This is a genomic window from Dysgonomonas sp. HDW5A (assembly GCF_011299555.1).
Taxonomy (GTDB): Bacteria; Bacteroidota; Bacteroidia; order Bacteroidales; family Dysgonomonadaceae; genus Dysgonomonas_A.
Genome location: NZ_CP049857.1, coordinates 794,258 through 818,172 on the forward strand (window position 1 = coordinate 794,258; position 23,915 = coordinate 818,172).

Below are 23,915 nucleotides of genomic sequence, written 5' to 3' on the forward strand. Positions count from 1 at the left end.
TCTTTTATTTTCCATATACATTATAACCGAGCAATTATCAAGTACCTATGATATCTTAAAACAAAGATAATCTATTTTTGTTTAACATTTAGACTTAAAAATCGAAGATCTCTTTTTTTTTATTTTATTAAAAATCTTAGACAAAAATAAAGAAAATAAATAGAATTCATCTATAAAACCCCATCAAAGTCTATTAATATAGAACACAGACGATTCATCTACTACTCTGTAAGAGTAAATCGAAGACTTATTCCGAAATTAGTATTGGATGTTGGGTAGGAACTTGATGATATTAGTGGTGAATTTACAACACGATCGTAGAAAGCCCGTAGTAATAAGGCTCTGCTTAATGTGTATTCGGCCGATAGTTTGAGTGTCAATATCGTACTACCGCTTGTAGCATCAGTAAATCCTTCGTCTATCCGGCGTATCAAAGCATGATTTGTTCTTCTGGAGATATCGGCGGTCACATTTAAATCATTATTAAATCCTCTGTCGTTTTTAATCGGCAGTCCTATCAATTTATTAAATTCGTTAATACGATACCCTGCACCCAAAACAAAATCCTTTTGGAGTGTCTCTACAATTTGGAATGATGTTATGCTGAGGTTCAACATTCTGGAATAATTATATCGTGCTTTCAAAGTCAGGTTATTAGTCATAGTACCTTCCGCTCCCAGTAGTGGATTGAACTGTTCGATAAGGTTAACAGAAGATATGTCGTATGCCGAGGTTGGAAGAGGCATAGCTACATCATCCAGACTCTTTATGAATCCTATATTATCACCGGCTTCAATCCAAGTTAGGAACGACGAATATGATCCGACACTGTATTGAGCTGTATAGGCATGTGATAGAATAAAATTCTTGAACTTATCTTTAAACCAAGGTAAGGTTGTCAATCCATCGTAATTTACTCGCCAGTTAGGCAACATCGACAATAATTTCGGGAATGCAGTCAAAGCAATATTATTGGCACTACCTCCACTTGTATAGGCTGAAAGAAATGCAGGAATCAGAACATCCGGTGAATTTGGATTCACAACTCCATTGGCTGGATCAAATAACTTATTACCTAATCCTGCCTCAGCGATAAAACCAACATTAGGATAATAAATACCCGAATATTTATCCGTCAATCGTTTTGCTATAATATCCCTGTTTTTTAAGAACTTACTAAATGATGCTGATTTATAGTTATTTCCAATATTACTACTTTCGAAACTCGATCCAATGGCAATTGTACTCATCGTAAAGCTACCTCCAAATATTTTTGTGACATTAGCCTGAGTATCGTACTGGAATGTGGTCCGGTCATTTTTTTCATGCAAAGCAGTCAGCCTGACTTTCAATCCGCGTATAGGTTCTATCTGGGCTTCGAAATCGAATTTACTAATTGAATTATATACCGCAGGACTTATGCTCATTTCATTCAACACCAGCCAGTCATTACGAAGCGATTTATCGATATACTGTTCACCACCGTCGAACCCAAAAGCAAACCCAACACCGGGGGTCATTCCATATTCGGTTTGTTTTTGTCCAAAGACATCTCCAATGCCCGGTCGGAAGCCTCCGATGGCTGTTTCTTCACGAGTAGAGTAATTAAATGAGACTGATCTTACTGACATTAATCCTCGAGCTGTATACTGGGCTATTTTATATAAAGTGGTCTCTTCCTGATCTCCTTTTTCGACAATATTGATTTTTATTTGTGCCGTATCCTTCGTTGTGATACGTATGGTATTTTCGTCAACACGCTTGTATTTAACTTTAAACAACTTAGTACCTTGTCTAGCTACAAGCTGAATATTCTTCGTATTCATCCCATGCTTCACGATGGTTGCAGAATCGGTATTTAATCGAACCTCCTGCTCGAAACGTTTCTTTCGGTTCTCGGAAGGGCGTCTCTCTCTTTGGGCATTCTGACGACGACGGTTAATATCGAATTTATCATTTACTTTCTTCAAGAAGGGAGATCTATTGTATAGTGATGTAAGGTCTAACCTATTATTGAATGTCAAGGTCAGATTATTAGTTATGGTATTTCCTACCTCTACAGTAGTATCTATAACCGCTCCCCGATCCCAAGTGTAGCCACTGTCGTAATTGGCCGATGAGCTGATCCAGTCTAAAAACGGTATATTATTTAGAGGCAATGCATATGTTACCCTGGCAGTCTGTCTGTATGCCAGCGGGTCTCCCAGATTACGTATGCTTCGCAAAACATCATCTCGCCAAAGCTCATAATCATCTCTATTCAATTTTTTATTCACCTGCAAAAAAGGCTCTTCTATTTCGGCTCGGGTACCTGTTTGAATACTTATTTTTAAGTTTCTTAATAGATCCCAATTAATACTAAAGTCTCGATCCCAATAAAAGTTCTGGCTCCAAGTCAAAAATAAGTTTTCATTAGTACTGCCTCCTCCTAAAATATATCCATCTAAATCTCTTACCAATGTTTCTGTATAAAAACGTGTCATATACGAATTGAAAGATATATTGCTCGGCAAATAATTTATTCCCAGAGACTTCGGATATTTAGCCAATGGTGCTTTGCTTTGCATGCTCTTAAATGGAGCCCAAGTCTTCATCGAAGGTGAATATGAATAGTTTAAGCTTGCTTTGTAATTCTTCGTCTGATCGTAAACTGTAGTCGGATTCTTCACTTCGGTCTGACTATATGCGTAGCCGAAAGTAAAGTTTGCAGGGTCATAAGGCATTGGAGTCTTACTCTGAATATTTACTTTCATATTGGTTAAGCTCAAATTCTTTGTCGTAGTTCGGTCTTGAGCTAAACTTTTTATTGAATCTTTTTCGGCTCTTGTTTCTACAATGCTCAACGATTCTTTCAAAGTTACATCCTGATCCAACGGATCATATTTAGGTGTAGTAGTTTGATTAGAATAAGAATAATAAAGGGGCAGATTCACTTTTGCTTTCTCGGGTAAGAACCTTCCTAAATCTACAGTTGTAGCAATATCATACGAATAAAAATCATCTAAACGCCGTTCCATCAGGTTTTGATCGATTGAACCAAATCCGGAGGTTTCTTTTCTTCCCGAAAAAGAAATTGTTCCAACATCCGACAATGCAATGTTCAGATTGCCTTGTGCCGCCCATCCATTCTCATCGTCATAGTCTGTCAATCGCAGTTCATTCACCCACACCTCGCCTGATTTTACCGTACGCGAATTATTACGTATACCGATCATTATTACGTTTACTTCCGAAAGACTTGGATTACCGATAACAGTTATCTTATTGGCAACCTTCTCCGGATCGTAATCCGAATATCGCTCTGTATACGAAACTTTCGACCCAACCTGTCTCTTCTCCTTATTTCTTTTAAGTTTCAGATTCTTTAAAATCTCCAAAGGAAAATCAAACATGTTATTAGTTGGCCATACGATCCGTTGGTCGGTGGGGTTATTCGTATTATAATTCCCGGCAGGAGTTATAGATAAAGGTATTTCGTATTCGTAATAATTACTTCTATAATCGGATCCTAATCTCAGAAAAACGGTCATCTCACCATCGGCAATTGGGGGACCATCGATAAGTTCCTCTGCATGAGTAAACATTTGCAAGCGTTTGTAGCGACGAAGATCATAACTGGTCGGCTTAAATACAGCTCTGGCATCTTCCGGCTCCAGTTTTAAAACCTGCAAAGCAAGTGCTTGCTCATTCTCTTGTCTTACCTGAGGTTGACTAGGATCTAAAATACGTGTAACTCCCGGAGGAAGAACATAATTAACAGGAGTTTTTGTACTGTTTTCTTCAATATTTACAGCGAATATATTTAGTGATCCCAATCCTTGATTTATACCATCCTGAAGGGTTTGTGTGTATACTCGCCAATCACCTCTCACTAAATCGAGTGTACCGAACCTCAAATACGTAGTTTGTTTGAAGCCGGTAAGAAACATACGCATAAAACGTATTGAAGTAAAATCTTTAATATTTCCTACTACTTCTTTTTGAGGCGTACGGATAGGTACCTGAAACTGATACCATGTTATATTTCCTTTCTGACCGTTACGTAACTCCACTTCAACAGTACGCTTATCTGAAATGAAATTTCTTCCCACCTCCATTTGGTCCGGCTGTAAATGTACCTTGTATTGGTAATACCGTTCGTTCTCGTTCATGGTATTATCCTGATCCAAATCTTCTACATCCGGATGAATGGTAGCTGCCATCGAAAAACCGTTTGCACCCGAATCTCCCTCTGCAGAGTTTCCTTCGGTTCCATTAAAGTATTTATACCTTGCAATAATACCCAGTCTCTCTCTATCATAATCTGCCCCACGATAATGGTGGTACTTATCGCCTGATAAGTCATTTAACGGCGAAAAAGGGTCTTGCAACATGGCAGCCTCTGTTGCTCCCGAAATCTTAGACCTAAAAGTTGCCAGATATTTTGCGTATGTTTCGAATTGAGCTTCTTCGGTTCTACTCAAACCGTTTAAACCCACATCTTGTTTAGCTATAGAAGCAGCTCCCCCCGAAAGGTCAAAGGCATATACCGTAGATTGACGGGTAGGAACCTTACCCCAAACATTATAGGTATAAGCTGATGGATCATCATCTAAAGGAAGCCCGTTTTCATAAAACTTCCGACCGTCTTTTAATATGTCTTCCGAGATATCTCCCAGATTAAAATATAAATCTCCTCCATCATTTTTATACTTCGCTTGATCATTATACACAAAAGGATCCATCAGCCAAAATTGGATATACTCAATATTGGTACTTTCAAAATCTCTGTTATCTATCTTGCGGGTAATCCCTCCCCATCTTTTGTCCGGGTTTAGCAATGTACCTTCGGGAGTGATATTTGTAGCATCGAGGTTATACATACCTCTTTCCTGAGGGTAGTAAGTTAAGTTAAGAGTCGAAATAAGCGGTGGTTCATTTGCCAAAATATCCCGATTTGGATAAATTTCTGATTGCTGAATCTCCCTCACAAAATGGTTAGATAAACTATCGGCATTAATATAATCGGGTCTCAATGATGAATTTTTACGAGTAAACAGGTTATCAATTGTATACCACGACAAATGAGCTCTGTTATTGCCATACTCAATATTATCATTCAGTTTTGACTCCGGAAACATCGAGGGTGTAGAAGATAGTTTCCATGCATAAGGATTATTCAAAGAAACAGTCGATTTAGCCGATTCGAAATCATCCAGATACGAGTATCCATGTAAATATTGGTTCTGGTAATGCCCTCCAATCATATGAGCAAACTCGGCATTCAAAGCTATCTGAGATGGTGCTGTTGCTGTAAGGAATGGAAGTTTATCAATCAAATTGGTTAACCATTGCGATTGTGCCCGATAGGAAGTATTCAAACCCCAGATTGTATTCTTGATCGCTTCTTCACCGATACCCACTTTCATGGTCAGTGGCCTTTCGTACATATGCATAACTGTAGCACCGACTGTAAAATCTTTGGTAAATTCGTAACTAAGATTCATCCCAAGCAGGGTTTTCCTCTGCATACTGAACAAGGCTTGATTTTCGAGAGTTACATTAATAGGTGTTCCGGCATCAATGAGTGCTTGATTGAGAATAGTAACCGTTCCGGCTGAATAATCGACCGTATAATCGGCATTTTCCACTAAAGGAATTCCATTGGCAGTAACCACCACCGATCCGCGTGCAACATTCATTGCATTAAGATTTATCACCGAATTAGATGCTGATGCACGATAAGAACCGCTTATCCTGAATTTATTTCTATCGGCAATTTGTATTGCTACAAATTGTGTTGAATCATATAACTGTTGATAAACAAATTGATCAGCAATAGCATCATTAGCTATTTGCTTACGGAGATGTGAACCAAAAGGCTCTACAACCGGAAATATGATCCTGCCCGTTTCGGGAAGAATTGTAAAACCCGGTAAAAAGTCAAAAATACCGTCCGGATGCGGGTTTTCCTGTGCATCCAAACGATCTAAGTTCATTACTCTTAGCAAGAGTTTATTCTGTATTGCGCCTGCCGGTAAATAGTTGATGTAAGTACCTGTTGTGTCACTTAAGTAGGTAATATTCAATCGGAACTTATCCTTTTGAATCTGTCTATCTCCAAGACGGTAGACGTTTTTCATCATCAAATCCCATGCATAAGAATTGGGCGATAGTGCTACGGGTTTTACCAGTTTTATAAACAAAGCTCCCGACTTGGTTCCCTGTTGTACTTTATTGGGAATCTCACTGGCAAACTCCCCTACTCTATATGCCTGACCATTCATAGTATACTCGAAGGCTACTGCCAAAACTTCATCATCGGCCAAGGCTGATTTTAGGGATACGAACCCGAGTTGTGTATTCACCGTATATTCATTGGCATCCAATAACCTGGCACTTTCCAGCTTCTCATAATCCTGTCCGCTTACCAAGCCTGCCTGATTAGTCAGAACCTCATTTACATCACTTATATTACGAGCTTTGGCATATGTACTGTTTACAACGCTATATAAATTATTTGCCGTGTTACTGGGGAAAATAGACGAACCTTGGCTAGTCCATTTATTCTTATTCTTTATATTATCACCATGCTCTCCCATATCCACAAATCCGACTATGTTACGAGCATTATCAAAATTACCTCGTTTATTAGTCACCCATAGTTCTATACGGGTTATCAGTATAGGTGAATTTACAAAGGGAAGCTTACTCATTCCGTCATCAAACTTATCCCTAAAGTATCGGGTTAAGAAAAAGTGCTGATTTTCATCGTATTTAGATGCATCAAACTGATAATTTGTGGTTTGTACGCCACCTTTCGATCCAACTGATTGTGTTTCTGATTCCTGTTGAGAAATTACCGTATTTACTCTTAATTTTCCGAACTGTAAATCGGCACGAATACCGAATAAGGATGCACCGCCACTAATAAGCGAATTGGTAGTATTCAGAGCTACGTTTCCTGCTCCGAGGTATTTTATTATTTCATCTTCGTCACCTTCATAGGCTAGCTTCAAGCGTTTTGAATCAAAGTCGAAGGTGGCTTCTGTGTCATAATTTAGCCCAAAATTGACTTTATCCCCAACCGAAGCGTTGACATTCATTTGTATTTTCTGTTGAAAATCGAACATCGTACGGCTCCTGTTTTTGAGAGCTAAAGTCGGATTTTCAGTAGTTGTATGCCTTATACCTGCCGAAACTTCGGTATACCCCTGAGTTTTAAGCTGAACTCCTCCGGGACCAAAAATACGTTCCAAAGATCCGAGGTTAACTTTAATATCTTTCAGTGAGAATTCTTCCTTTTTATCTTTTTGATCGAATGCTTCGGAATTTTTTGCCCTAAAATATTGTGACATGGATTCTTTAAGTGAGTAATCCATATACTGCTGAGGATTCAGCGTAAAAGGTGTAACCCACTCACCATCGTCAATCTTTGTACGGAATAAATAGATATTATGTTTTACGTCAAACTCTACTTCTGTTTTCACGTTCGACGGATCACGAAGATCAACAGGTGTTTTCTGTATAAGGTCTTCATAATTTGTGATCTGAGTTTTCCGTACCGGATAAATAGCTCCTGTATCCTGAGGTAAAGCTACTTCTGCATTTATATCCGGCAGTATATAGTCTATCCGTCCGGTAGTGCCGGAGAACAAACTTATACCACAAATAAAGAGTGATAAGAGAATAAAATATTTAAAATTCTTCTTCAACTAAATACAGCTTAAGCCCTTGATCCGGAAATTTCTCACAGTATTTTCAATGCAGCCTTTATTACTTGTTCTATTGTACTGTCTGGTTTGTCTTTCATCAGTTTCGACACTACTTTTTGAGAAGGAGCCTGATTAAAACCAAGCATCACCAGAGCGGCTATAGCCTCATTAGCAGTTTCGCTATTTATGGTGATATCGCCTTTCTCGTGATTACCCGATACTTTTATCTTATCTTTCAGGTCAACTATAACACGCTGTGCAGTTTTCAACCCAATACCTTTGACTGTTTTCAACATATCGGCATTACCTGATGATATTACAACCTCAAGTTCACTTGGACTCATCGAAGACAGAATCATACGGGCAGTGCTCGCTCCGATACCCGAAACGCTGATCAAATGCATGAACAATTCTCTTTCTTGCTTGTTTATAAAACCAAATAATTGATGTGCATCTTCACGAATTGACTCGTAAATAAATAATTTTGCATTCGCCTTATTCTCCAATGCCGAATAGGTGTTCAGAGAGATACTGATAAAGTATCCAATTCCATTAACATCCAGAGTTGCTGAAGCAGGTGTTAACTCTGCTATGTCTCCTTTTATATAATCAATCATAATTATAGTGCAGTAATTTGAAGTTTCTATCTAAATAGGTCTCAGACCTCCTTGTTTATTTAACTAGTAATATAACAACAATAGAGAGTTATGATTTTAAACGTATCATTACCTATTTTCTGTAATTTATTTAATCCATTAACATAGTCTAAATGCCGATTATCCTCTACTGCTTCAAGGCAGTCGGGACTATCCCTAGTTATGCAAAAGTAACTTTATTATTGTTTATTTTCAAGTATCGCCTTAGTTAATACAGACATTAATTTGCACTTACGAAGAAAAAAGAAGAACTTTGTTTACAAATTGAATCATTATTAACAAAAGATTTACTAACTTGATAGTATACATGTATGAGAAAAACCTTTATTTTAATTTTATTTATAGCAATTATGACAGCTAATATTAATTCTCAAAATCCTTTCTTTTCGACATATAAGACACCTCATGGAACGACTCCTTTTGACAAAATCAAAAACGAGCACTATGAGCCTGCATTTGAAAAAGGGATAAAAGAACAAGAGGTTGAGATCGACCAAATTGTTAATAATCCCGATCTTCCAACATTTGCAAATACAATTGAGGCTTATGAGAAATCAGGCGAACTATTGTCTAATGTAGGTTCGGTATTCTTCAATCTTCTGAGCTCTGAGAGTAATGACGAAATGATGGAGATTTCGCAAAGATTATCCCCTAAGTTATCGGAACATAGTAACAATATCGGCTTAAATGAGAATCTTTTTGCTCGTGTTAAGGCTGTATATGATAAACGTAATGATTCGGGGTTAACACCTGAACAAATACGTTTAACAGAAAAAATCTATGAGGGATTCGAAAATAAAGGGGTTACCCTTTCGGCTCAGGACAAAGAAACCTACAGAGCACTATCTACTGAACTTAGTAAAGTAACTTTAGATTTCGGTCAGAATGCTTTAAAGGAAAGTAACAAATACGAAATGGTACTGACCGATGAGGCAGATTTAGCCGGATTACCTCAAAGTGTGCGTGATGCTGCTAAAGCCAAAGCAAAGCAAAAAGGCAAAGAAGGATGGGTATTTGATCTTTCGGGACCAAGCTATATCGCTTTTATGAAATATTCGGATCGCCGTGACCTACGCGAAAAACTATATCTTGCATATACTACAAAATGTGTAGCTGGTGGTGAATTTGATAATCAGGAAAATGTTAGAAAAATAGCAAACCTTCGTCTTCAAATAGCTCAACTTCTTGGATACCCTGATTATGCGACTTTCACGCTGCGAAATAAGATGGCGAAAAACGAGAAAGGTGTATTCAATCTTTTGGATAATCTATATGATGCTTTTGCTGAGAGAGCTAAAGAAGATGTTGCAGACGTTCAGAATTATGCTTCGAAATTCGAAGGCAAGCAGGTAGACCTTCAACCTTGGGATTGGGCTTATTATTCTGAAAAGCTACAAACCGAAAAGTATGATTTGAATGACGAGATGGTACGTCCATACTTCGAATTGGAAAATGTAAAGAAAGGTGTTTTCGGCTTGGCTACCGATTTGTATGGTGTTACTTTCAAAAAGAATACAGATATACCGGTATACAATCCCGAAGTAGAGGCTTTTGAAGTATTTGATGCTAACGGAAATTACATTGCTGTATTATATACAGACTTCCATCCTCGTGAAAGTAAACGTCAAGGTGCGTGGATGACCGAATACAAAGGTCAGTATAAACGTGATGGTAAAGATTCTCGTCCTCATGTATCATTGGTAATGAACTTTACCCGTCCTACCGAAACAGATCCTGCTCTATTGACTTTTGACGAGGTAGAGACTTTCTTACACGAGTTTGGACACGGCTTGCATGGTATGCTTACCGAGTGTACTTATGAAACTCTGTCAGGTACTAACGTAGCTCGTGACTTTGTTGAGTTACCTTCTCAGGTAATGGAGAACTGGTTGACAGAGAAAGAATACCTGGATAGATTTGCGGTGCATTACAAAACAGGAGAACCTATTCCTGCCGAATTAGTAAATAAACTGATCGATGCTTCTAATTTCAATGCAGGATATATGTGTTACCGCCAGTTATCGTTTGGTTATCTGGATATGGCTTGGCACACTTTAAAAAATCCGTATACTGGTGATGTTAAAGATTTCGAAAAGAATGCAATGCTAAAGACGGCTCTTCTTCCTGTTGCTGACGGAACTAATATGTCGACCTCATTCGGACATATTTTCTCGGGAGGTTATGCTGCAGGATATTACAGCTACAAATGGTCGGAAGTGTTAGACGCTGATGCTTTTGCGGCTTTCAAAGAGAATGGAATTTTCAATAAAGAAACAGCGGAAGCTTTCAGAAAGAATGTACTTGAGAAAGGAAATACTGAAGATCCGATGGAATTATACGTTAAATTCAGAGGTCAGGAACCAACTATCGATGCATTATTGGAAAGAAGCGGGGTAAAAAAGAAAGCTACTCCTACAAATCCAAGCAATGTGGCAAAAGATGTTGATAAAAAGAGAAAGAAATAAATATTGGCAATTTCATATACGAAAAAAGGAGAATAGCTATCAAACTATTCTCCTTTTTTATGTTTCATTTGTTTCTATTTCAATCGGTACTTCTTTTCCTTATACAGATCGTCTGCTGCAATAACATGCCCTAATGCATCTTTTGCCAGTTCTGTATCTAATTCAACAGGAACAAGAGTTGTATCATTTTTAACCTCAAATTGCAGAGGCTGCTTATTGGGTTGCATAATAACCACTTGATTTTCTACTCTGAAAGCATTAATATCATGGAATTGCATGATTGCACGCCCCGGAATACTATCGGCAAGTTGAAGTATATTACGTCCCGGCATAGGAGTTTCGACTTTCATTCCGACAAAGGATAATAAAGTAGGTGCGATATCTATCTGACTTGATAACTTATCATATTTTACACCTTGTGGAACATTCGGTCCAACTATCAGAGCCGGAATACGGAATTTATTGATAGGAACTAAATTCTTTCCATAGGTGCGAGTATTATGGTCGGCAATTACAACGAATATGGTATTCTTGAAATAATCTTCTTTTTTTGCCAGTTCAAAGAATTTACCTATCGAGAAATCGGCGTATTTGATCGCATTATGAACCGTATTTTTGGGTTGTTCATAGAGTTCTATGCGTCCGTCGGGAAATTCAAACGGATCATGATTTGAACTCGAAAACATAAATGAAAAGAATGGCTTATCGCCCATGCTCTTGAAATATTCGTTTGCTTTTGTCACCAAGTCTTCATCCGAATATCCCCATGTGCCTTTGAAAGCATAGGTGTTTCCATCTTTATCAAATACCGACTCATCGATAATATTATCAAAACCATTCCCATTAAAGAATGATGCCATATTATCAAAATTAGCCATACCTCCATAGATAAAACTGGTATTATATCCGGCTTGTTTCAACAAAGCACCAAGTGTGAAAAAATCGGTTTGAGCTCCACTCAATTTGACTACACTTTCTGATGGTGAGGGCAAAAATCCGGTAGCCACAGCCTCTATCCCTCGTACACTTCGAGTACCGGTACTATAAAGCCGACTAAATAACAAACCTTCTTTCGCCAGTTTATCCAGCTCGGGAGTAAGGGGCATTCCTCCTAAAGAACCTACAAACTCAGCTCCCAGACTTTCCTGTAAAAATATCACCAGATTATAAGGTCTGCTCATTAAGGTATCAGGCATCTGTATATGCGTCAACGGTAAATTGGGATCTGTGAAATTATCCTCCGAAACATTCATATATTTCTTCACACGAAGAATAGCTTCTTCTGGGTCCATTTTTCCGTACATTTTACTGGCGTCCACTTCATTTTTCAGCCCATAAGCTGCATAAAAGAGTGTATATGTAGAATTTAATGCCAGACAATTGGTCAGCTGATCATTCGAAAACATTGCACTACTCGGGTTTACCGGTCTTTTGCTGGTTAGACTACCTCTGGCTCCCCAAAATAGAAAGAAACCTAGCAGAGGGAACAAAAGTAATCTGTACTTATAATCTGTCGGGCGAACCTGAAATAGTTTCGCTCCTTTTTTGAAGCCGAAATAAAGGGCTACTCCCGATAAAGCGAGAACAACAATAACAGTCCAGACACGTCCTTTAAGTAACATATTGGCTACCTCTTTGGGATATATCAGATATTCGAGGAATAATTTATTGGGACGTGTATCATATTGATCTATAAAGTCGGGGCTTACGATCTCCATAAAGAAGATAAGGAACAGAAATGTAATAAAATAAATGGTCAGAAACCGGCTGGTATACTTTGCTACTTTATCGGGTAAAAAGGATAAAAGCACGGCAGGGATAAATGATAGATAGCATATAAGAATCAAATCAATTCTCAATCCAATAGGAAATATTTCCCAATAGTTATCTACTGATATTACACGGTCTTTATACATCATGAATAGCACAAAACGGCTGATTGTGGTAATCAGCAGAGCTATAAATGCAAAGTTTAGCAGAGGTTTTAAGAATTGTAGTTTCTTCATATTATTAGTGCATTATTTATTCTTTATTTTTAGTGTCAGGTCTCAGACCTTATTATTTCCATTGGGCAGATAAAAAGCAAGATATTGTTATCGATAAATGCCAGTGTGAATATTTTACAGGACTTATAAGTAAAGGGAATACCTGTTGAGATACTCCCTTAATTATATTATAGTAATATATAGTTGACTTTCTTACAACGCATTTTCCTTGATAAGGTATTCTGCAATTTGAACAGCATTTAAAGCTGCTCCTTTTTTTATCTGATCGCTTACCGACCAGAATGACAGCCCGTTCGGATTGGTTAGATCTTTACGGATACGGCCTACATATACCGGATCTTGCCCTGCAACATGAAGCGGCATAGGATATACATTTTTATCGGGGTTATCCTGAAGAACAATACCGTCACCTTCGCTGAAAGCTTTGCGTGCTTCGTCTATAGAAATAGGGTTCTCTGTTTCGACCCAAGTAGCTTCTGAATGGGCACGTATAACAGGAACACGTACGCAAGTTGCACTGACCTCGATATCGGAATGCATAATCTTGCGGGTTTCGTTATACATTTTCATCTCTTCTTTTGTATAACCGTTCTCAGTGAAAATATCGACCTGAGGTATTACATTATATGCCAATTGAGCTACAAATTTCTCAACAACAACCGGCTCTTTATTTACAATTTGCTTAAACTGATTTACCAATTCTTCCATAGCGGTAGCTCCTGCTCCCGATGCCGCCTGATAGGTAGCCACATGTACTCGTTTGATCCGAGACAATTTCTCAATGGGCTTTAATGCAACCACTAGCTGAATTGTGGTACAGTTAGGGTTTGCAATTATATTACGAGGACGTACTTTTGCATCCTCACCATTCACTTCGGGTACAACCAATGGAACATCATTATCCATACGGAAGGCACTCGAATTGTCGATCATTACAGTGCCGTGTTTTGTGATTGTTGAGGCAAATTCAACAGAAGCACTTCCTCCTGCCGATACAAAAGCAATATCTATTCCCTTAAAATCGTCGTTATGCTTCAGTTCTTTCACCGTATACTGTTTACCCTTGAAGGTATATTCTTTTCCGGCACTACGACCCGAACCAAACAAGACTAATTCATCAAACGGGAAATTGCGTTCGTCAAGAACTCTTAAAAATTCTTGTCCGACAGCACCACTTACGCCAACAATAGCAATTTTCATTTTTGTAGAGAATTTGAATAAATAATATTTCTTTTATTTACAGTGCTTCTGTACCCACGAGGACATAGAAACCCAATATGCAAATATAGAAATTTTTATTCCTCTTAGTTATAAGTAACCTTAGATATTTATTTTTTTATATCAAGGACCTTTTCTCTGTTTAGTTTATAGTAGTATATTATGCTGCTAATAATTCGAGTTTTCAGTTAAAATAAACGTTCTATTTTTCACTACGCGTAATCAAAGATTACTTGTATTCCTTTTGCCCAAAGCCGCAAAAGGAATCAAAAAGGCTTTGTGCTGAGTGGCTCGTCTGTCTGACTTAAGCTTGCGGGCTAAACTAAACTTATTGCCTTTCGGCACGTTTAGTTTTACGCCTGCTTTGCTTGTCAGCCAACGGCTGTGCTAACGCCTGCAAATGGCTTTTGCCCGTCAGGCTTCTCGACCTTGCCGGTTGCACGGGGTACCCGCAGGATGAAGAAAGCGTTAAGAAACAAAAGGATATCAATAGTAAATGTTTTCTTTTGTTTTAGCTTTCGAGTCCGTAGCGGGTCGGGCAAAAAGGCACAGTCTTGATCTTTTGTTTCGTTTTGCATCAAGGCAAAATGAAAAACAAACCCAAAGGGTGCGTTAGTAAAAAACGTTTATATAGGCAAATCAATGACCTAACTGAAACATATCCGCTAAGATTTCATAGGAATGCAAGCGGTCTTCGAATCTTTCGGCATAAGTTACAAGCATTATTTCATCCACACCGTAATCTTCGGCTAAACCAATTAATTTTTCTTTCATTATTTCAGGAGTAGCAAATATAGTTCTGGCTCTGTTTATCTTAATCCTCTGAAGTTCAAATTCGGAATAAGGCATATGCTTAATATCTTCGTAAACGACAGGGGCAAGACCTCCTCCTCGTTCGAGTTGAATAAAGCGGTAATCCATTAACGCCTGCTGCTTTCTTACCACTTCTTCATCTTCGTTACAGAACGCAAATATGGCAACATTAGCTTGTGGAGTTTTCAAGTCTTCCGACGGCTTGAAGTTTTTGCGGTATGCCTGTATCACATCGGCTCCTAAATGTGGATTAATAAATTGAGCATAAGACAACGCCATTCCAAAATGTGCAGCAATCATTCCACTCTCGCCGCTCGAAGTAAGCAACCAACGGTGGGGAACTGTTGATATAGAGGGATATGCTTTTACTTTACTGTAAATGGTATCCTTTTTATCTGCATCATGAAAGAAATTATCCAGATGATAAAGCTGTTGTATAAAATCCTGCTCATCGAAACGATTACTTGGATTAAGCAATGAGGCAGTTAACCTATCCGTACCGGGTGCACGACCAATTCCCATATCTATCCGGTTAGGATATAAGGCTTCAAGTAACCTGAAATTCTCGGACATCTTCAATGCACTGTGATTGGGTAACATAATTCCACCCGAACCAACCCGTATATTTTGAGTATGATTAGCCAGATGAGCAATCAATATTTCGGGTGAAGTTCCGGCAAGACTCTCTGCGTTATGATGTTCCGATACCCAAAAGCGGGTATACCCTAACCGATCTGTTAGTTCTGCCAATCGGGTGGTTTCGGACAAAGCCTCTGAGGCTGTTTTATTTTTATTGATGGGTGACTGATCCAGTACACTCAATTTTAATCTTCTCTCTTCCATAATCTTTAATCTCTTTACTTCTCAGCCCTATTTGGAACTGAGGCAACTATAACAATGGTAGATTGTTATAGTTTTTGTCTAATGCTATTATTACATTTATTTATTTTCCTTAAACATTTCGATTCACTCGGACAAGAGGCAGCATTACTTTATCTATCTATAAAGAATACAGAATAATATGGAAGAAAAACAAAGAACTATGCAAAGAGTGTCACTTTTGTCACTTTTGTAATGTTTCCCGAGTCTAACTACTGATAAACAAATCATTAACAAATATACAAAAATTACACTTTGATGAACAGAACTGTAACCTTTGTTGCCTTATTGATTACTTTATGTAACTTATGTCACCTTATTTCAGAAGTTTTTCACGACTCGTTTTCCAACCCAAATTATTATTCCTATTTTTAAGCTTTAAGTAAAGCACCACTCATTAAGATCACTTATAAATATATGCAAAATATATCAGATATAAAACGGTACCAGTTTAAAGATACTTCATTTGCCAGCTTGATGAATAAACGTATCTATAATATATTATTGATAGCTACGAAATACGATATTTTTATATTGGAAGAGGATGGGCGTGTCGATGAGCAGATATTCGATGAATATACATCCCTAAACCTACGCTACCCTCCCCGATTTACCCAAGTGTCTACCGCTGAAGATGCCTTTGAGCATCTGAAGGAAAACCATTATGAGCTTGTCATCTATATGCCGAATATGGACGATGCTGATATGTTTGCAACAGCCAGAGAGATTAAACATTTACATTCGGAGATACCTTTAATCGTATTAACTGCCTTCTCTAAAGAAGTTTCAAAACGTTTTGCGACCGAAGACCTCACTTTTGCCGATTATGTTTTCAGTTGGTTAGGAAACTCCAATTTATTATTGGCAATCATCAAGTTGATAGAAGACTCGATGAACGTAGAGCATGATACCCAAATGGTAGGGGTACAAATCATACTCTTGGTTGAAGACTCTATCCGTTTTTATTCATCAGCTTTATCAGCTCTATTCAAAATTGTACTGAAAGAATCTCGCGAGTTCTCGAAAGAAGCGCTTAACGAACATCAAAAGATGCTTCGAATGAGAGGCAGACCCAAAATTCTTCTTGCTCGCAGCTATGAAGAAGCTGCTGTTATATACAAACAATACAAGGATAACATATTGGGGATAGTTACCGACATGAGCTATATGCATGGCGGAATCAAAGAAAAGCTTGCCGGTTATAATCTGGCAAAATGGATAAAGACACAGAACAGGTTCTTACCCATTATATTCAATTCATCAGAGGAAAGCAACAAAGTATATGCAGATGAGCTTGCGTGCAGTTTCATTGATAAAAACTCAAAAAGCTACCCTCTTGATCTTCGGACTCAAATTGTTGAACAGTTTGGTTTTGGTGACTTTATTATAATAGATCCGGATACTAAAGAAGAGATTGTGCGGATAAAAAACCTGAAAGATTTACAGAAATCGATATTAACAATTCCTGATAAATCACTGGCTTACCACATGTCTCATAATCATTTCTCGCGGTTTCTCTACTCCAGAGCGATGTTCCCCATTGCAGAGACTCTTAAGAAAATTGATGTTGATGATCTTTCGAATATAGATGAGGCTCGAAAAATCATTTATGATACTATAGTTGAATACCGTAGAATGAAGAATTCGGGTATAATTGCAGTTTTTGAAAAAGACCGCTTCGATGAGTTTTCGAATTTTGCACGTATAGGTAACGGATCATTAGGGGGCAAAGGGAGAGGTCTGGCCTTTCTGGGGAATATCGTAAAGACTAATTTCGAACTGAATGAGAATCCAAATTTCCCCGTTTTACTGCCTAAAACGGTTGTACTCTGTACCGATATTTTTGATGATTTCATGGAGTCTAATAACCTGTATCCCATAGCTCTGTCGGATAGAAGTGATGAGGAAATCCTGCAGCACTTTTTAGATGCCGATCTGCCGGAAAGTCTGGATGATGATTTCTTAACCTTTTTCGAGGCTGTTAAATCACCTTTAGCCATACGTTCTTCGAGCTTACTTGAGGATTCGTATTACCAACCTTTCGCAGGCATATACTCGACCTATATGGTGCCTGCTTTGGAAGATAAACATAAAATGATACAACTGGTCAAGGCTGCCGTAAAGTCGGTTTATGCCTCTGTATTTTACGCCGACAGCAAAGCTTATATGACAGCCACTCAAAATGTGATTGATCAGGAAAAAATGGGAATTGTTTTACAAGAAGTTGTAGGAAGCAGATACGGAGACCGTTTCTACCCAACAATGTCGGGAGTTACACGATCTCTTAATTTCTACCCTATCGGTCACGAGAAAGCCGAAGAAGGGATTGTAAATATCGCACTAGGACTAGGCAAATACATTGTTGATGGGGGTACGACACTTCGGTTTTCGCCTTACCACCCGAATAACATTCTGCAACTAAGCTCGGTAGACTTTGCCTTGCGAGAAACTCAAAGGCAGTTTTATGCACTTGACATGAAGGATATTACACAGGAATTCTCTATCAATGATGGTTTTAACTTACTGAAATTGAATGTAAATGATGCCATAGCCGATGACTCACTACGATTTATCGTTTCGACTTTCGACCCTATCGACCAAACTATATACGAGGGGTTTTATGAAGGGGGACGTAAGATTATCTCATTTGCCAATATTCTTCAACACGAATTATTCCCATTATCAAGCGTGCTTCAAAAAGTTCTGAAAATTACACAATTCGAAATGGGGAGGGCTGTAGAGATTGAATTTGCGGTTAACCTGAAAAGTAAAGATGAGGCAACTTTCTACCTACTTCAAATCAGACCGATTGTTCAGAATAAAGAAGTCTTAAATGAAGACCTTACAAAAATACCTGTAGAAGATACTATTCTGACTTCCAATAATGCATTGGGCAACGGAATTATTGACGATGTATGCGATATTGTATATATCAAAACCGAAAACTTCAATGCTTCGAACAATCAGTTATTAGCTTACGAGATTGAAAAGCTGAATAAGCGATTTACAGAGGAAGACAGAGGTTATATTCTGGTTGGACCCGGAAGATGGGGAAGCAGCGATTCATGGCTGGGAATCCCCGTAAAATGGCCTCATATAAGCAATGCACGACTCTTAGTTGAATCGGGATTAGAAAACTACCGGATAGAACCCAGCCAAGGCACGCACTTCTTTCAGAATCTGACCTCTTTTGGTGTGGGATATTTTACGATTAACTCTTATCTTAAAGAAGAGGGTACTTTTGATGAAGCATTTCTTAATAGCCAGCCGGCACTATACGAATCAGATGCAATTCGCCATGTACGATTTTCAAAACCTTTAGTCATAAAGATTAATGGTAAGAAAAAGTATGGAGTAGTACTAAAAGATTAATAAAAAGAGAGCCATTAAAAAATGGCTCTCTTTTATTTTAAGTAAAAGAAAATATTTAATGACTCATTTTAAAAGCATAACAACCTGTTGCTGTTTTGCTTGCCAAAGCAATAAATAGTTCTGCGAACTTAATATAAGATGGAGGTTAATTATAGTACCCCTTGTGCCATCATGGCTTTGGCAACTTTCATAAAGCCTGCAATATTAGCACCCTTTACATAGTTTATAAAACCATCTGCATCTTTTCCATATTTAGAGCAATTCTCATGGATATCTTTCATAATAGTCTTCAATCGATTGTCGACCTCTTCTATAGACCAGCTTAAACGCTCTGAATTTTGAGACATTTCTAAACCGGAAACCGAAACACCTCCTGCATTAGCAGCTTTACCGGGTGCATATAATATTTTAGCATCTAAAAATACATTTACAGCTTCAGGAGTAGAAGGCATATTAGCCCCTTCTGATACGGCAAAGACACCATTAGCTACAAGTAATTTTGCATCATCACCATTCAACTCATTTTGTGTAGCCGAAGGCAATGCAATATCTGCTACTTCACCCCAAGGACGACCACCTGCAACAAATTTACAGTTATATTTTTCAGCATATTCCTTGATACGTCCTCTGTAAAGATCTTTAAGCTCTTTTACATATTCTAATTTCTCTTTAGTTATTCCCTCCGGATCATAGATATATCCATCTGAATCTGACAATGTCATTGGAATAGCTCCCAATTCGATCAATTTCTCACAAGTATATTGAGCAACATTACCCGAACCCGATACTAAGCATTTTTTACCTTTAATATCGATATTTCGAGTTTTCAACATTTCAAGAAGAAAGTACACATTACCATATCCTGTAGCTTCAGGTCGAATTAATGATCCTCCAAAGGTTAAGCCTTTACCGGTAAATGTTCCTGTAAATTCACGAGCTAATTTTTTATACATACCAAACATGAAACCAACCTCACGTCCTCCAACACCGATATCTCCTGCAGGCACATCTGTATCAGGACCAATATGTCTCCAAAGCTCAGTCACAAATGCTTGACAAAATCTCATAATTTCAGCATTTGACTTTCCTTTAGGATTAAAGTCCGAACCACCTTTTCCTCCACCCATAGGAAGAGTTGTCAGCGAATTTTTGAAAGTTTGTTCAAAAGCTAAGAACTTCAGAATAGATAGGTTTACCGATGAGTGAAAACGTATGCCTCCTTTATATGGTCCGATAGCATTACTATGTTGTACGCGATATCCCATATTCACATGTACTTTCCCCTTGTCATCAACCCATGTTACACGGAATGAAAATATACGTTCTGGAATACAAAGCCTTTCGATAAGATTTACTCTTTCAAATTCTGGATGCTGATTGTATACTTCTTCAATAGATTCTAAAACTTCATGTACAGCTTGATGGTATTCGGGCTCATTTGGAAATCGACGTTTTAATTCAGATAAGGTTTGTTCTGTTTTCATTTAATAAAAATTATTCTGTTACTAATTCAAAAGATAAGTGTGATAACGAAAAGAATAAAGATAGTTTGTTTTTTACAGACTCGCAAATATAAAGTTCTGATATATTATTTTTCGATTAGCATAAAAACGTCATAAATAAAACAGAAACAATAGAAAAAAGACATTTCACCATGTCGATAAAGTATTTAATTAATGGTATATATTATTACTAAATAGTTACTATAATGTGACATATTCGTAAATACACAAGCAAATAACTATGTAGATAAATCAATATGATTCGTTATCGATATTTTCAATATCAAAACATCAATAAAAAGCTATAAATATTATCCCATCTAAGAAAAATGTACTATATTTGTAGTATAAATCTACAGACAGAATATACCATGAAGTTAAAAACTCGGGTGTGTTCTGTCTTTTTTTATTTAGGTTAGGTTATAATTAGGGTTATCAAAAGATTGTTTTATTTTTAAAATTTTAGGTTATGAAACGTTTATTTATTTTAGCAGTTGCTATATTCTCGTTAGGTTCAGTTACTTTCGCCTCAAATGGTGATTATGCTTTTTTATCAAAATTGAATGAAAAAGAAAAGTTCAATGGATTGGTTAATTATCTTGAAGCAGACTATGAGCAACAAAGATATTTGAAAGAGATTTTTGAATTATCTTCTCAAAAAATGGAAAGAGCATCTCGCAGTGGAGAAAATTCCGAAAAAGAGGTAAGAAAAGCACTTGCCTTCAACTTGGCAAATACAAAAAGTGTTTTATCTGCAGAACAATACAAAAAATATCTTATCGTATTGAACATGACTTCTATCAATAGCAATAACACAGCATTACTAGCTGAGAAATAAAGATTAATCTGTTACTCTCTCATGAAATAACAGATTAAATATATATTAGAAAGCCGTCAAAAGAATCTTTTGACGGCTTTCTAATATGTATCGCTTTATCAAGAGATAAACTTGAATCGTTTACATAAGCAGATAAAAAAAAGAAGCTACCTTAAGGCAGCTTCTTTTTTTTATCTGTTGTTCTACGCAAATATTATTGAGCGAAGAATATAGCAACACGGTTCCATGCGTTTTCTTTGTATGGTTGTTCAGAAGAACCTTTCCATTCAACTTGAACGCGATCGCTACTGATTTTGTATTTATCAGTAAGAACTTTAGCAACGTTTCTAGCACGTCTTTCTGAAAGCTTAAGGTTATATTCAGCTGTACCAGTTAATTTATCAGCATAACCAACAATCTTAACTTTAGCATTTGGATTAGCTTTCAAGAATTGAGCTGTGTTATAGATACTAACTTCTTGATTGTTGTCAATGTTAGCACTATTTAGACGGAAGAATACTACATTAGGAATGTAAGTATCAGGAGCTACAGCAGCTGGTTGTACCTCTGGGCATGGAACTGCTGGAGGACAATTAGGTTTGCGGTTTCTCAAGTCATCGTTTTCTCTTCTCAGTTTGTTGATTTGTCCGTTCAAGTCATTAAGTAGATCGTTGTCCATAAGAACAGCTTCGCTGAATCCAACTTTTCCAACTTTCAACATAAGACCTGCAGTACCTGTAGCGATACCATTCCAATGAGTTTTACCTTTAGGACCTCTATCAAATCTTTGTTCAACAATAAATCCACCAACTTCAGCAAAAGCAGATAATCTATCTGAAATTCTGAATGTATTCAATAAACTAGCATTGAATGTAGGACCGTTAAATCCACGTTGTTTGAATTTATCTTCAAAACGGTGATTATAACCAACACCTACAGTAGGGATAAAGTTATAAAAACGATTTTCATTGTATTTACCCAAGTAGTTTGTAACATTGAACATAAAGTCCACAGTAGCATTAACGTGAGTCATGCTGTACATGTTTTGACCTTGGTTGCCACTAAATGAATGGATTTTTCCACCTTGACCGCGGAAACGTGCTCCTAAGTATGGATTGAACCATTTACCAACGAAAACCGAAGGATTAACAGTCATACGATCTAGAAAATCAGCATGTTGATCACTTGGACCAAAATAAACACTAGCACCTGCACCTGCACCGACAAACCAGTTATCCCAGAATCCGTTACGAGCAAAAGTTGCTTTTCTTCCAGCCTCAGCACTAACACCGCTTTCTTGAGCAGTAGCACTTATGCCAGCAAGAGCTAAACACAAAAGTAAACTTACCTTTTTCATAATCAATTAATTATAGTTAAACAGTTTAATTCTATTTTTTCTGGTATCTCTTATACCAATTATAAATCAAATTTACACCTTCTTCGATTTCCACTTTATGCTTCCATCCCAAAGAATGTAACTTAGAAACATCTGTTAGTTTCTTTAGAGTTCCATCAGGCTTCTCGGTATTAAACCATAATTGACCTTTAAAACCCACTATTTTTTTCACCAGCAAAGCTAGTTCTTTTATAGAAATATCTATTCCTGTACCCACATTTATATGAGTATTGCGAACTTCCTTATCTATAGTAACATCTATTAACTCCAAAAAGTTCACAGACTCCATTATATGGATTGTTGCATCAGCCATATCCTCACTCCAGAGAAATTCTCTCATTGGCTTACCCGATCCCCAAATCTCAATACTTATATTTTGATCTGCAACTTTACCAATACCGTATTTATTTAATATATATAAGATCTCATCTTCAGTTGATTTGTCATCAACACCTTCAATTGGTCTATATTGAAGATCTAATCTGATGGCACTCCAATCATTTTCTTCCAAACATTTTCCTAAATGCACTTTTCTAATCAAAGCAGGAAGGACATGTGATTTTTCTAAATCAAAGTTATCATTTGGTCCGTATAAATTTGTTGGCATTACTGCTAAAAAATTTGTTCCATACTGAATGTTATAACTTTCACACATTTTAATCCCTGCAATCTTAGCTATAGCATAAGGCTCATTTGTATATTCCAAGGGAGAAGTCAATAATGCGTCCTCTGAAATTGGCTGAGAGGCTTCTTTTGGATATATGCAAGTACTGCCCAAAAATACAAGTTTTTTTACATTATTTAGATAAGCTTGATGAATAATATTGTTTTGAATCATCAAATTTTCATAAATAAAATCAGCTCTATATTTATTATTAGCTATAATTCCTCCAACTTTAGCCGCCGCTAAAATCACATAATCAGGCTTTTCTTCTTCAAAAAAACGAGACACTGCTAGTTGGTCTTTTAAATCCAGTTCACTATGTGTTCTTAATATAAAATTAGAATAACCTCGACTCTTTAAGTTAGCCAAAATAGCGGATCCAACCAATCCTCGATGCCCTGCAATATATATCTTTGAAGACTTATCAATCATT

General features: G+C 37.3%; 11 protein-coding genes. 3 read left to right on the forward strand and 8 right to left on the reverse strand.

Annotated elements, in window-relative coordinates; genetic code table 11:
• Window positions 1-221: 221 nt before the first annotated feature.
• Together sprA and ruvA are read right to left on the reverse strand one after the other, a co-directional pair.
• The gene (gene sprA / locus G7050_RS03330; RefSeq protein WP_166111185.1) at window positions 222-7,694 is read right to left on the reverse strand and encodes a cell surface protein SprA; all 7,473 of its coding nucleotides are present in this window, start codon (window positions 7,692-7,694) and stop codon (window positions 222-224) included.
• Window positions 7,695-7,729: 35 nt separating this feature from the next.
• The gene (ruvA, locus tag G7050_RS03335; RefSeq protein ID WP_166111188.1) at window positions 7,730-8,311 is read right to left on the reverse strand and encodes a Holliday junction branch migration protein RuvA; all 582 of its coding nucleotides are present in this window, start codon (window positions 8,309-8,311) and stop codon (window positions 7,730-7,732) included.
• Between the two features lie 389 nt (window positions 8,312-8,700).
• On the opposite strand from ruvA, the gene G7050_RS03340 reads away from it, so the two are divergent.
• Window positions 8,701-10,815 carry a M3 family metallopeptidase gene (locus G7050_RS03340; RefSeq protein ID WP_166111191.1) on the forward strand — a complete coding sequence of 705 codons (2,115 nt, stop codon included), beginning with the start codon at window positions 8,701-8,703 and terminating at the stop codon, window positions 10,813-10,815.
• A gap of 74 nt (window positions 10,816-10,889) precedes the next feature.
• On the opposite strand, the gene G7050_RS03345 is transcribed toward G7050_RS03340, so the two are convergent.
• The 3 genes from G7050_RS03345 to G7050_RS03355 all read right to left on the reverse strand — a co-directional run bounded on the left by G7050_RS03345 (window position 10,890) and on the right by G7050_RS03355 (window position 15,695).
• On the reverse strand, window positions 10,890-12,821 hold the full coding sequence (locus G7050_RS03345) for an LTA synthase family protein (RefSeq protein ID WP_166111194.1): 1,932 nt from the start codon (window positions 12,819-12,821) through the stop codon (window positions 10,890-10,892).
• 192 nt (window positions 12,822-13,013) lie between these two features.
• Window positions 13,014-14,021, reverse strand: a complete 1,008-nt coding sequence (locus tag G7050_RS03350) for an aspartate-semialdehyde dehydrogenase (RefSeq protein ID WP_166111197.1) — start codon at window positions 14,019-14,021, stop codon at window positions 13,014-13,016.
• Window positions 14,022-14,678: 657 nt separating this feature from the next.
• On the reverse strand, window positions 14,679-15,695 hold the full coding sequence (locus G7050_RS03355; RefSeq protein WP_166111200.1) for an LLM class flavin-dependent oxidoreductase: 1,017 nt from the start codon (window positions 15,693-15,695) through the stop codon (window positions 14,679-14,681).
• A gap of 453 nt (window positions 15,696-16,148) precedes the next feature.
• On the opposite strand from G7050_RS03355, the gene G7050_RS03360 reads away from it, so the two are divergent.
• Window positions 16,149-19,103, forward strand: coding sequence for a PEP/pyruvate-binding domain-containing protein (locus G7050_RS03360; RefSeq protein ID WP_166111203.1), 2,955 nt, complete (start codon window positions 16,149-16,151; stop codon window positions 19,101-19,103).
• A gap of 149 nt (window positions 19,104-19,252) precedes the next feature.
• Here the strand turns inward: G7050_RS03360 and G7050_RS03365 are convergent, their stop codons facing one another.
• Entirely contained in the window at window positions 19,253-20,587 is a 1,335-nt protein-coding gene (locus G7050_RS03365) for an NADP-specific glutamate dehydrogenase (protein WP_166111206.1), read from the reverse strand.
• A 487-nt stretch (window positions 20,588-21,074) separates the two neighbouring features.
• Here G7050_RS03365 and G7050_RS03370 point away from each other — a divergent pair, with 487 nt between their 5' ends.
• Window positions 21,075-21,443, forward strand: coding sequence for a hypothetical protein (locus tag G7050_RS03370; protein WP_166111209.1), 369 nt, complete (start codon window positions 21,075-21,077; stop codon window positions 21,441-21,443).
• A 193-nt stretch (window positions 21,444-21,636) separates the two neighbouring features.
• On the opposite strand, the gene G7050_RS03375 is transcribed toward G7050_RS03370, so the two are convergent.
• Together G7050_RS03375 and G7050_RS03380 are read right to left on the reverse strand one after the other, a co-directional pair.
• The gene (locus G7050_RS03375; RefSeq protein WP_166111211.1) at window positions 21,637-22,779 is read right to left on the reverse strand and encodes an OmpA family protein; all 1,143 of its coding nucleotides are present in this window, start codon (window positions 22,777-22,779) and stop codon (window positions 21,637-21,639) included.
• 31 nt (window positions 22,780-22,810) lie between these two features.
• On the reverse strand, window positions 22,811-23,911 hold the full coding sequence (locus G7050_RS03380; protein ID WP_304487126.1) for a GDP-L-fucose synthase: 1,101 nt from the start codon (window positions 23,909-23,911) through the stop codon (window positions 22,811-22,813).
• Window positions 23,912-23,915 lie beyond the last annotated feature (4 nt).